At 55.2% G+C, this 12,662-nt stretch carries 9 protein-coding genes (1 of these 9 only partly in view); 7 read left to right on the top strand and 2 right to left on the bottom strand.

What is annotated here, in order from left to right; all coding sequences use genetic code 11:
- Positions 1–47 precede the first annotated feature (47 nt).
- A complete protein-coding gene (gene glpK, locus M9H61_RS07355) occupies positions 48–1,544 on the top strand; it encodes a glycerol kinase GlpK (protein ID WP_068517987.1) in 1,497 nt (498 codons plus the stop codon).
- Positions 1,545–1,710: 166 nt separating this feature from the next.
- Positions 1,711–2,655: an AEC family transporter gene (locus tag M9H61_RS07350; RefSeq protein ID WP_068518001.1), complete on the top strand. Its 945-nt coding sequence runs from the start codon at positions 1,711–1,713 to the stop codon at positions 2,653–2,655.
- Here M9H61_RS07350 and M9H61_RS07345 read toward each other — a convergent pair whose 3' ends face one another.
- On the bottom strand, positions 2,656–4,800 hold the full coding sequence (locus M9H61_RS07345; protein ID WP_250284202.1) for a bi-domain-containing oxidoreductase: 2,145 nt from the start codon (positions 4,798–4,800) through the stop codon (positions 2,656–2,658). It lies immediately after the preceding gene.
- A gap of 138 nt (positions 4,801–4,938) precedes the next feature.
- On the opposite strand from M9H61_RS07345, the gene M9H61_RS07340 reads away from it, so the two are divergent.
- From M9H61_RS07340 to M9H61_RS07320, 5 genes are all read left to right on the top strand, one after another.
- Entirely contained in the window at positions 4,939–7,353 is a 2,415-nt protein-coding gene (locus M9H61_RS07340) for a glycosyltransferase (RefSeq protein ID WP_250284200.1), read from the top strand.
- A gap of 195 nt (positions 7,354–7,548) precedes the next feature.
- Positions 7,549–8,445 (top strand): dihydrodipicolinate synthase family protein, encoded by an 897-nt coding sequence (locus tag M9H61_RS07335; RefSeq protein WP_068518479.1) that lies wholly within the window; start codon positions 7,549–7,551, stop codon positions 8,443–8,445.
- 190 nt (positions 8,446–8,635) lie between these two features.
- The gene (locus M9H61_RS07330) at positions 8,636–9,919 is read left to right on the top strand and encodes an FAD-binding oxidoreductase (protein ID WP_250284198.1); all 1,284 of its coding nucleotides are present in this window, start codon (positions 8,636–8,638) and stop codon (positions 9,917–9,919) included.
- A gap of 14 nt (positions 9,920–9,933) precedes the next feature.
- Positions 9,934–10,935, top strand: coding sequence for a 4-hydroxyproline epimerase (locus tag M9H61_RS07325; protein WP_250284195.1), 1,002 nt, complete (start codon positions 9,934–9,936; stop codon positions 10,933–10,935).
- A 205-nt stretch (positions 10,936–11,140) separates the two neighbouring features.
- Positions 11,141–11,809 carry a GntR family transcriptional regulator gene (locus M9H61_RS07320; protein WP_068518476.1) on the top strand — a complete coding sequence of 223 codons (669 nt, stop codon included), beginning with the start codon at positions 11,141–11,143 and terminating at the stop codon, positions 11,807–11,809.
- A 113-nt stretch (positions 11,810–11,922) separates the two neighbouring features.
- Here the strand turns inward: M9H61_RS07320 and M9H61_RS07315 are convergent, their stop codons facing one another.
- Positions 11,923–12,662 carry the 3' portion of a proline racemase family protein gene (locus M9H61_RS07315; protein WP_250284194.1) on the bottom strand. 331 nt of this gene lie beyond the right edge of the window, so 740 of the gene's 1,071 nt are visible here — the last part of the coding sequence; its start codon lies off the right edge, out of view; the stop codon is at positions 11,923–11,925.

Genomic DNA, 12,662 nt, shown 5'->3' with positions numbered 1-12,662 from the left:
GCAGGGTCAGAGGGCAGGGAAACTGCCGGCTCGGGAGGAAAACACAAATGACCGATACGCGTTACATCCTTGCCATTGATCAGGGAACGACAAGTTCACGTGCGATTGTTTTTGATGAAAACGGCCGATCCGTTTCCGTCGCACAACAGGAATTCCCCCAACATTTCCCCAATAGCGGCTGGGTCGAACATGACCCCGAAGATTTGTGGAACACGGTTGTTGCCGTCTGCAAAGAGGCATTGGCGCGCGTTGATATCAAACAGGTCGCAGCGATTGGCATCACCAACCAGCGCGAAACCACCGTTGTCTGGGATCGCAAAACCGGCAAGGCGATTTACAATGCCATTGTCTGGCAAGATCGCCGCACCGCATCGCTGTGCCATGATTTGAAAAAACGTGATCCGGGGCTTGAGGATGCGGTCAATGCACGTTCGGGTCTTTTGATTGATCCGTATTTTTCGGCCACCAAGGTGGCCTGGATCCTTGATCATGTTTCAGGCGCACGCGCTCGGGCCGAGCAGGGTGATCTTGCGTTCGGCACGGTCGACAGTTTCCTTTTGTGGCGTTTGACCGGTGGTAAATCCCACGCGACCGATGCCACCAATGCCGCACGCACCAACCTGTTTAACATCCGCGAAAACGCTTGGGACGATACGCTTTGCCAAATCTTCCGGGTGCCGCAAACCATGCTGCCCGAAGTCAAGGATTGTGCGGCCGACTTTGGCGCAACCGATCCCGATCTGTTCGGGGCCGAAATCCCGGTTCTGGGCATGGCGGGCGATCAGCAGGCGGCGGCCTTTGGCCAATGCTGTTTTGAGCCGGGCGATATCAAAAGCACCTATGGCACCGGTTGCTTTGTGATCCTCAATACCGGGGAGGAGGCCGTAACATCACAGCACCGTCTTTTGACCACGGTCGGGTATCGCATCAATGGCAAGACAAGCTATGCCATCGAAGGGGCGATCTTTGTCGCCGGGGCGGCGGTGCAATGGTTGCGCGATGGTCTTGGCATCATCAAATCGGCGGCCGAAACCGAAGGATTGGCAAAATCCCTTGATGACAATCACGGGGTTTATCTTGTCCCGGCCTTTACCGGACTTGGCGCACCCTATTGGGACCCGGATGCGCGCGGCGCGATTTTTGGCCTGACGCGTGATACCGGCCCGCGTGAATTTGTCCGTGCCGCGCTTGAAAGTGTTTGTTATCAGACATTTGACCTGTTCGAAGCCATGGCCGCAGATGGTGTGTCGCCCAAGGCGGTGCGTGTTGATGGCGGCATGGTTGCCAATGACTGGCTGTGTCAGATGCTGTCGGACGTTTTGGGCATTTCGGTCGAACGGCCCGAAGTCACCGAAACCACGGCCCTTGGTGCGGCCTATCTTGCCGGTCTTCAGGCCGGGATTTACCGCGATCTAGATCATATTTCCGCCAACTGGCATCTGGATGCCAGTTTCGAGCCGAAGATCGAAACATCGCGCCGCGATGGTCTTTTGGCAGGGTGGAAGGATGCGGTTCGCCGCGTTCAAACCGATCCCGAGGCCTGACGCGCATAGCTGCATTGTCCGGCATTCGTGCCGTAACACTGGTAAGCATTTAAATTGCTTTGTACTATTTCAGGACGGTATCGCTGATGCCGTCCTTTCTTTTTGCGCGATTTATGGAATTTGGGGTCCGATATCGCGCCTTGTTTACAGGGATGCCGGGGGGAATATGCTTGATCTGATCGTTGGAAAAGTTGGTCCTGTCTTTTTGACGATCATGTGCGGCTTTGTGCTGACCCATATCAAGATCATCTCCCGCCAGGGTATTCCGTTCCTTGCCAAAATCGCGATGAATGCCTTTATCCCGGCCATGCTGTTCCAGACTTTGTCGCAATCCGACATCAGTGCGCATTTCGATTTGCGCCTGTGGGGCAGCTATTATTCCGGTGTGTTTTTGAACTTTGCGGTGGTGTTTGTCATTGCGCGTTTGTGGCTTAAGGCCAGAACCGATGAATCCGCTGTGACCGCGATGGGCGGGGTGTTTTCCAACATCGTTCTTCTGGGCATTCCGCTGGTGCAGGCCGTATACGGTGAAGAAGGTCTGGTGCCGGTATTGATCATTTTGTCGATCCATCCGCTCAGTCTTCTGGGGATGACGATCATGATCGTCGAAGGATCGCGCAGCGGCGGTGACGGGCACTGGTTGCCGAAAGTCCTGCGCAGCGTTTTGCGGGTTTTGAAAAACCCGATCATCATCGCGATTATTCTGGGTGTGCTGGCATCCCTGCTTAAGATCCGGATGCCCGAAATGATCGACGGCACCTTTGAGCGGTTCCGCACAGCCGGACCGACCATTGCGCTTTTGCTGGTCGGTGCGGGGCTTTACGGGCAGTCGGTGCGCGGCAATCTGAGTGCCAGCTTGCTCTGTACGGTGGCCAAGATGTTTGTTCAGCCGCTTCTGGTCTTTTCGGTCGGGCATTTCATCTTTGATCTGCCGCCCTTGCAACTGACCATCCTGACCCTTGTCGCCGCGTTGCCATCCGGGGCGAATGTGGCGATCATCGCCGGCAGTTATAATGTCTGTATCGACCGGTCGGCCACGACCATTCTGATTACCACTGTGATCAGCATGATCACCTTGCCGTTGATTGTGCTTTATGCCGGCGCCTTCTGATCAATAACAGGCGGCATTGATCACGAGTGCCATCAGTTTGATTTCATCTTCAAGGCCCGGCATCAGCCGATCCTGCCTGCCGGATGCGATGGCATCGACAAAGGTTTCAATAGCCGATCTGTGGCCTTTATCCTGGCCGAAATATGTGCGCATCACGGTGCGTCCATTGATCGAAAGTTTGCGCCAGTCCGTCAGTTGCGCATCAAATCCCGGTGCATCGATTTGAAGGATTTCCTTGGGTTCGCGACGGGTGCTGTGCTGATAGCTGATGTCACCTTGTGATCCGTCTTCGAACCGGATTGTCCAGATGCTGTCACCGGCGCTGCGATCAAGCCACTGGCAACGGATATCGCTGATTTCGGTCCGGTTCAGACTGGCGATCAGGTCAATGAAATGGGTGATCTCGCCAAGTGTACGCCCGCCCTGTTCCGGATTGTTCAGCCAGTGCCGATCGCCAAGCGGGGTGACGCGCACCCGGTATCGGAAATGCTTTGGCCCGTCGGGCAGGGCGTCTTTCAGTTTTGCGGTCATGCCGGCATAACGGCGATTATGCCCGATCATAAAAATCGCATCAGGCGCCATTGCCGACTGGCAATCGTGCAAAAGCGCAAGCCCGTCGCGGGTTATGGCAATCGGTTTTTCAAGCCAGACATGTTTTCCGGATTTCAGTGCGTCGGCGGCAAGGGCTGCGTGGCTGTCATGGCGGGTGGCGATCATGACACTGTTGATTGCGGGGTTTTCGAAAATCTCGTTGGCGGCTGTCAGCGCGCGGGCATTGCCAAACTTGCGCGCAACAGCCATCGCAGACAGCCCGTCACGGGAACAGCATGCGACAATATCGGCATTGCCACACTTCTTCAGATACGGGACCAACTGACTGCCAAGGTAATTTCCGGTGCCGATCAGACCAAGGGTCACGGGGCTTGCTTCGCGAATTGGTGGTTGTTGCTTGGAAGGTTGACGGGGCTTTGGGATTGAGTGCACCCGGGGATCGGTTGGCGGGGTTGGCGGGGTTGGCGGGATTTGTTCGGTCGGTTGCGATGCAATGTCATAACTTACCAGTGTCGCCAGTTGATCCTGCGAAGGACCTTTTGCGAAATGATCGGCGATATCGGCAAAGGCGATCTTGCTTGTGATCAGGGGGGATGGATCAAGTTTGCCATCCGCCATCAAATCAAGGGCGGCCTGCATATTGCGTTTGATTGTCCAGCGCACATAGCCCAGCGGATAGTCATGGCCCAGTTCTTCATAGGCGGGGTCATAGCGGCCCGGCCCGTATGAGCGGACCTGATGAATGCTGATTTCCTTGTCATAAAGGGTTTTGCGATGGGCACTGATATTGACATCGCCAAGGCAAATGATTGTGCCGCGATCCCGGCACATGCGTGCTGCCTGATCGATCAATGCATGCATGCCGCGCGCGGCAGCACAGATATAAACAGCATCAAAACTGTTGTCGGGGGCGTGGCGGCAATGATCCATACCGCCATGGGCACCGTTTTTCTGTGCAAGTTGCCGGCGCAACGGATTTGGTTCGATGATCGTGGTGCGCGCGCCGCTTGCACGGGCCGTTTGGACAAGCAACTGGCCGATCAGCCCCGCACCGATAATCGCGATCTTGTCGCCAATGGTTGTCTTCCCCTGTCGCAAGCCATGCAGTGCAAGGGCATAAAGGGTGGCAAAGGCCGCCTTGTGGTCCGGGACGCTATCAGGAACCGGGCAGGCCATATTGACCGGAACACGGTTCCATTGGGCATGGCTGGCATGGCCCATTCCGGCAATCGCCACCCGTTGGCCAAGATAAAAGCCGTCCGCCTTGGCGCCAATGCGTTCTATCCGCCCGATTGCCGAATATCCCAATGGCATCGGACGGCCAAGCTGATTGGTGACGCGCGAAGCGGTGGCCTTTGCACCGCTGGTTGCCAGTGATTTCAACGTCAGTGCAACAAGATCGGGGCGTTGCCATGCCTTTTGCCACAGCGATGCTGTTGCCTGACGCACCTGGGTGAATTCCGTGCCCGGGCTGATGACGCTAAAGCATGTTTGAACAAGGATGTCATGGTCACCCGGGATCGGAACCGGACAGTCGGCAAGGACGACTTTGCGCTCGCCAGGAAATCGCAACAGGGCTTTCATCTCTGCCATGATCATCCTTTTTCGATAACAGGTTGAATATCGCTGGGAAGATTAAACCACATGCGGGCCGGGTTGGTCGATCCGTGATTGACGCGGGCACGGTGCGGGTTTAGCAAGATGGCAGACTTCAATTTGGAACCGCTTATCATGCAACAATCTGTCCCGGCGCGGCATTGGCGCGACACTGTGCTCGGCCTTGCCGCTATCCTGTTTGGTCTTTCTGCACCGCTGTTTTTCTTTGGGCGGACGGCCTTGGGGATCGGGCTTGGACTGTCGCTGATTGCGGCACTTGCATCTGCTGATCATGGTGAAGCCTGGCGCAAAATGCGTGCTGATATTACGACGCCTATTGGCTTGCTTGTCTGCGCGGCACTGGCGGCCTTTTTCGTGTCTGCTGCTTGTTCGATCATGCCGGGAAAATCGCTTGAAACCTGGACCGGGCGTTTCGCAATGATGGCGGGTATCTGGTATCTGATGCGCCTGATCGAACCAAAAGCAAGGCTTGCGTGGGATGCATGTATATATGGTGCGGTTGCAGTTGTCGGTTACTGCATGTTTTCCATTCTTGTGTATCCGGAATTATTATCGCTCAAGGCGCTGCGTGAACCGGACTTTGCGTTCGACATCACCCGTCGCCTCAAACCGCTTGGCAGTTTCCTGATTTTCGGGGCGATGATGCTGGTCATTGATGCCATCGACCATAAGGGATTGCGTCGATATGTTTCGGTGCTGGCGGCAATCTGCATTCTTCCGATCCTTGAGGTGTCGCATGGTCGTGCCAATGTGGCAGCGATGATGGCTGCGGCCTGTGCGGTTGGTTTTTGTGCGGTGCTTCTGATCAAGTCCCGCGTCCTTAAAATCGGTGTGTTGGTCGGCGTGGCCGGTATTTGCGTCATTGCCCTGACATGGTTGAGCGGGGTGACAAGCAATTCAAGCAGCCTGATGGGCTTTGACACCTATCTGCCGACCTGGCTTGTTGATATTCACCGTCAGATGATCTGGAAATTTGCCTTTAGCCACGTCTTTGATCATCCCCTGATCGGCTATGGGATCAATGCATCGCCCTGGGTTCCTGGTGCCGATGAAATGGCGGGAACATCCAGTCAATCTGTGTTGCCCGGACATCCCCATAGCTGGTTCATGGAAATCTGGCTTGAAGTCGGGCTGGTGGGGCTTGCTGTCGTTGTGCCGCTGGTGCTGTTAATTGCAAAGACCGCGATCACGGATGTGTATTGCAACGGGCTAAGGGCGGCGGCTTTGCCGCTCATGATGCTGGCCGCATACTGGTTTGCCGGACTGTTCAATTACTCGTTCTGGACGTCATGGTGGTTCGGGGTCTTCCTGTTGTCATTGTCGTTGGCGCTGTTGCGCCGTGAAGCGCTACTTGCGACAAGAAACCCCAAGTCCCGCCGCAAAACCATGATTGTCTGTGCTGAAGACTGGTCTTTCGTCTCGCACCGGATCGGACTGGGGCGGGCGGCATTGGTGCGTGGTGACGAGGTTGTCGTTGCCTGCAATACCGGGGCCGCGACCGAGGCCCTGCGTGCCGAAGGTTTCCGCGTGGTCAATATTCCGATTGCGCGTGGCGGGCTAAGCCCGTTCAAGTCGCTTGAAACCGTTAAGGCATTGGCCTGTCTGATCCGTCGCGAAAACCCGGACGTGATCGTCAATGTTGCCATTCAATGTGTTGTTCTGTCGGTATTCGCCGGCATGCTGGTTGGTGCAAGGCGGTCGGTCAATATGGTAACCGGGCTTGGCTTTCTGTTCGTTTCGGGCGGGGCCAAGGCAAAGGTTGTCCGTACCATCGTCTCGATGATTTTGCGGGTTTATGCCCGCTTTGGTCCTGTTCATATAATCGTGCAAAATCAGGATGATCTTGCCCTGATGAAGGGGCTCGGTTTTAAGGAAAATCGTATCAGTCTGGTGCGGGGATCTGGTGTTGATATTTCGGCATATGCCCCTGCTGATAAGGCACCCGGTAATCCCAAAACGGCGATTTTTGTAGCCCGCATGTTGTGGTCAAAGGGGCTTGCAGAACTGATAGAAGCGGCCCGCATGCTTAAATCCCGCGGTCGTGATTATCGTATTCTTCTGGTTGGCGATGTTGATCCGGCCAATCCCGACAGTGCGAATGAGGCTGATCTTATCGGGTGGCAAAAAGACGGGCTTGTTGAATGGCTTGGTAAACGAAGCGATGTTGCGTCGCTTCTGCGCGATGCGGATCTGGCTGTTCTGCCGTCCTGGCGCGAAGGGTTGCCAAAGGCATTGCTCGAAGCAGCAGCTTGCGGGCTTGCGATGGTTGCAACCGATGTGCCCGGGTGTCGCGAAATTGTCCGCGATCAGGAAAACGGAATTCTGGTACCGCTACGTGATGCAAACGCATTGGCCAATGCCATCGAAACGCTGATGGAAGATGACGCAAAACGCGCAGAATTTGGCAAGGCCGCCAGAAAGCTGGTGGAGAATGAGCTGTGTGATGGCGTGATCATTGCCAAAACGCTTGCTGTCGTGACTGGCGAAACGATGCCGCCGCGGGTTCAGAAATTGCCATTCTTTGCCTGATATTATGCAGACATCACCACCAACCAAAGGGCCCGGTTTCGGGCCCTTTTCTTTTTGCGGAAGAAACCCGTTGCACCTGTGTTTTTAATTTTGTATACAATATACATGAATTGCATTTGGTCCCATGACCAAACCGTTTGAACATTCATGGCGGGGTAGGTGAATTATCCAGCCATATCAGGAGGTTACTTTCCCATGCAGGTAAACTGGACTGGCGTTTTCCCCGCCGTTGCAACCCAAATGAACGAAGATGGTTCTATCGATTTTGATATGACCGCAGAACAGATCGAAGCCCTGATCGAAGCCGGCGTTGACGGTCTGGTGATGCTGGGGTCGGTTGGTGAAAACACCGCCCTTGATCCCGAAGAAAAAGTCGCCGTTCTGAAGCTTGCTGTGGAAGTCACCAAGGGCCGCATTCCGGTTCTTTCCGGTGTTGCCGAAAGCTCAACCCGGGCGGCGATCCGCTATGTCCAGGAATGCGAAAAAATCGGTGCCGATGGGCTGATGCTGCTGCCGGGCATGGTTTACACCGCCGATCCGCGTGAAAATATCGAACATTTCCGCACGGTTGCCAATGCAACCAAGCTGCCGATCATGATCTATAACAACCCGGGTGCCTATCGCATCGACATCAAGCCCGAAGAATTCAATCAGCTTGCCGATGTCAAAAACCTGGTCGCGATCAAGGAAAGCTCGGGCGACCCGCGTCGTATCACCGACATCTATAATGCCTGTGGTGATCGTTTCGTTCTGTTCTGTGGCATGGATGACCTTGTCATGGAAACCCAGGTCCTTGGTGCGGTTGGCTGGATTTCCGGTTTCACCGATGCCTTCCCGAAAGAATCGGTCGCACTGTGGAAGCTGTTGTCTGAGGGAAAATACAAGGAAGCTCTTGAAATCTATCGCTGGTTCACCCCGGTCCTGCACATGGATGTTCATGCCAAACTGGTTCAGTACATCAAGCTGGCACAGGAAATGACCGGCGTTGGCAAACCGCATGTGCGTGCTCCGCGTCTGCCGCTGGTGGGGGAAGAGCTCGAAACCATCAAGGCAACCATTCAAAAAGCCATCGACACGCGCCCGTCGCTCTAAGGGCTTCGTTCCTGGTCCTTTGTAACGACCGCAATCACACCTCTCGCACCCGAAAACCGTGATTGCATTCAGGGTCGGTTTGATGAAACAGTAAGCTCCCCCGTGGCTCTTCATGGGGGAGTTTCCTGCCATCTGGCGACCATTTCACGACAAGAAACCAAACGCGCACCACATCAGGCGAGGCCCCGAAATGACCAATACCAAACCCGATACCAACACTCCGGCAAGTGATGGCAAAAAGGCCGTCGTCATTGGTGCTGGCATTGTCGGGGTGAATGTCGGTCTGGCTCTTTTGAAAAAGGGCTATGACGTTACCATTCTTGATCGCGGGGAGCCGGGCAGGGGGACTTCCTTTGGCAATGCCGGCGGGATTGCGGTTTCCGAATGCGCACCGATTGCGATGCCCGGAACGCTGCTGAATGTGCCGGGCTGGTTGATGGATCCCTATGGTCCGCTTTCAATCCGCTGGACCTACTTGCCCAAAATGATGCCCTGGCTGTTGCGCTTCATTGCCGCAAGCTCCAAAAGCCGGGTTGAACAGATCAGTACCGAACTGGCCGCGATCCTTAATCGCGTCTGGGAGGATTACGAGCCGGTAATTGCCGAGGCGGGGCTTAATGACGCAGTCTTTAAAAAGGAAGGCGCGCTTGGTGTCTATCGCTCGGAAAAGACCCGGCGTGATGCCGAATACGGCATTGATTTGCGTCGGCGCAAGGGGATCAAAATCCGCGATATCACACGTGACGAGATCATGGATCTTGAACCGGATCTGGCACCGATCTTCCCGTGTGGCGTAATCGAAGAAGACTGGGGCCGTGTGCTTGATCCCTTCAAAATCGTGACCGGTCTGTATAAACATTTCATCGAGCGCGGCGGCAAATTCCAGACCGCAGATGTCACCGATTTCGTCTATCGCGACGGGCAGCCACGTGCGGCCATGACCACATCTGGCGATCAGATCACCTTTGATACGCTGGTGGTTGCCTGCGGTGCGTGGTCGAAAACGCTGGCCAAACGTCTGGGCTCGCCCGTGCCGCTTGACACAGAACGCGGCTATAACACCACCGTTCCCTATCATGATGTCAAACTGTCGCGCACCATCATCAGTGCTGATGACAGCATCATCCTGACACCGATGGAAATGGGCATTCGCGTTGGCGGTGCGGTTGAACTTGGCGGGCTGATTGCCCCGCCCAACTATGACCGTGCCAAGGCCCTGTTTGCCAAGGGCAAGGAAGTCCTGCCGAAACTCAATGCCGAAGGCGGCACCGAATGGATGGGCTTCCGGCCGTCGATGCCCGATTCAAAACCGGTCGTTTCCAAAAGCCCGAAACACCGCAATGTCTTCTTCTCGTTCGGTCATGGTCATCTTGGCCTGACCATGGGGGCGACCACCGGTCGTTTGATTTCCGATCTTGTCACCGGATCGCAAACGCCGATCGACATGACGCCCTATCGTATCAATCGCTTCTGAGTGCAGGCCCCATAATGGCGAAAAACAGCTTCTTTTGCATAGACGGTCATACCTGTGGCAATCCGGTTCGTCTGGTTGCAGGCGGTGGACCAAAACTTGAAGGTGCCAACATGCTCGAAAAGCGTGCGCACTTTCTGGCTGAATATGACTGGATCCGCACCGGTCTGATGTTTGAGCCGCGCGGCCATGACATCATGTCGGGCTCGATCCTCTATGATCCGACTTCTGATGATTATGATGTTGCGGTGCTGTTTATCGAAACATCGGGATGTCTTCCGATGTGTGGTCACGGCACCATCGGGACTGTGACCATGGCGATCGAGGAAGGTCTGGTCAAACCGAAAACCCCGGGGCGTCTGCGTCTTGAAACGCCGGCCGGTCTGGTGATTGCCGAATATAAGGAGGTCGGCGATTATGTTGAATCAGTCAAGCTGACCAATGTGCCATCCTTCCTTTATAAAACCGATATCGAGGTCGATTGCCCTGATCTTGGTCCGATCAAGGTCGATGTTGCCTATGGCGGCAATTTCTATGCGATTGTCGAACCCCAGGAAAACTTCCGCGATATGGCCGATTTCACGGTGGGGGATCTGCAACGCATCAGCCCGGAATTGCGCCGTCGCCTGAATGCGGAAAACACCTTCGTTCATCCGCTCCATCCTGATATCAAGGGGCTTTCCCATATTCAGTGGATCGGCAAACCGACCCAGTCTGATAGCACCCATCGCAATGCGGTGTTTTATGGCGAGAAGGGTATTGACCGTTCACCTTGCGGCACCGGCTCCTCGGCCCGTCTGGCGCAGCTGGTCGCCAAGGGGCAGTGGGATCCGGCCGACGAGCTGGTGCATGAAAGCATCATCGGCTCACAATTCCGCGTTTCCGTGGTCGAGAAAACCAAAGTCGGCGAATTTGATGCGGTGGTCCCGGGCATCGAAGGCTGGGCGCGCAAGCATGGCTATAACACCATCTTTATTGATGACCGCGATCCCTATGCGCATGGTTTCATTGTGAAATAACCGGGGCACGATGGCGTTTGCGAGAAAGGGGGCTTTATGCCCCCTTTGTTGTATTTCGCCCGATCATGGGAAATTATACAGTATGCAATTATATTGCGACTTGCATGGGCCAGCGTTATGACTATTACCAGACGGGCTTGGCCCGTCTGGGCGGCACATCGACCCGCACGCCATGATTTCGGGTAACAGATTATAAAGAGCTGAAATGACCGCATCACCGCGATTTACCCGCCGTACCATCACCGATCAGGTGACCGAAGACCTTCGGGCACGTATCCTTTCGGGCGATTTCCCCGCAGGTTTCCAGTTGCGACAGGATGCCATTGCCGGTGAATATAACGTATCGCGTATTCCGGTCCGCGAAGCTTTGCAGCGCCTTGATGCCGAAGGGTTGGTAACGTTTCAGCCGCACAAGGGCGCAATTGTTTCCCAGCTTTCGCTTGATGAAATCGAAGAACTGTTCGAAGTCCGCAAGCTCCTTGAATGTGAATTGCTCCGTCATGCGGTGCCGCGCCTGACTCCGGCCGATCTTAAATCGGTCGAAGACATCCTGCTGGTCTATGATGAAGCTTTCCGGTCGGGGGATGTTGCTAAATGGGGCGAGCTTAACCGTGAATTCCATGACCGGCTTTACCGGGCATCGAACCGTCCCAAGACGCTCGAAATCATTCGCATGATCGGCAACAACACCGTGCGCTTTACCCAGGCGCAGCTCGCCTTGTCCGGTGCAACCGATCGGGCCGAACGCGAACATCATCAGATATTCGAAGCCTGCAAGGCCGGCAATACCGACGAAGCGGTCGAATTGCTTGCCGATCACATTCAAAGTTCGGCCGACAGCCTGATGGAATGCCTGCGCAAGGCCCGTGAATAGGCGATCATCGCACAGATTTCGCCAAGATAGAGTCAGATAACTAAAAAGGGATGCCAGATGCGGCATCCCTTTTTTGCTGTGATGGGCTCTGCGGCCTAGATGGGCTCAAGGACCTATCGGACAATAAAGCCGCGCCCGACATCATCACCATCCTCATACCAGAAACTGGCCTTGCCGCTGTAATGGGCCTGGCCGCTGACCGATGCGATGATGGCGGCGTGCGGACCGCAATTGGTAACATCGGCGACCGATCCTTCAAAACCTGATCCGATCACACTTTCAAATGGCCGCGGTTGACCGGGTTTGATCAGGCCCTTGGCATGCTGGATGGCAAGACGCGCACTCACACCTGATCCGGTCGGGCTGCGATCGACCTGGTTTTTGGCAAACACACATATATTACGTGTTGGTTGGGGGCTGAACGCATCGCGCCCGTCGGTCAGGATCGCGCCATACAGAAATGCCAGATCATCATGATCGGGATGGGAAAGCGTGATGCTGTCATTCACCGCCCGATAAATCTGTTCTGAAAGGGCGGTCAGACGGCCAACATTGTCAGGCGTAATCGCCATGCCAAACTGCCCGGCATCAAGGATCGCATAAAACGCACCGCCATATCCGATATCGGTTTTAAATGCCCGGCCATCGGGCAGGCAAAGCGCAAGATCACTGGCAAACATGAAGGATGGTACGGATGAAAAACGTACCTTGCCGGTTTTGCCATTGGTAACCTCGACCTCGGCGCGGACCAATCCGCACGGGCATTCGATATTGACCGGGGTGACGGGTTCGACGGCTTTGACCAGGCCGCAATCAATCGCGTAACGACCAAGTGCCAGAATCGCATGGCCAC

It is taken from the genome of Thalassospira sp. GO-4, from assembly GCF_023588965.1.
In the GTDB taxonomy this organism is placed as follows: Bacteria; Pseudomonadota; Alphaproteobacteria; order Rhodospirillales; family Thalassospiraceae; genus Thalassospira; species Thalassospira povalilytica.
Note: the sequence above shows the minus strand (reverse complement) of the source record. Positions and strands in the feature narration are given on the sequence as shown.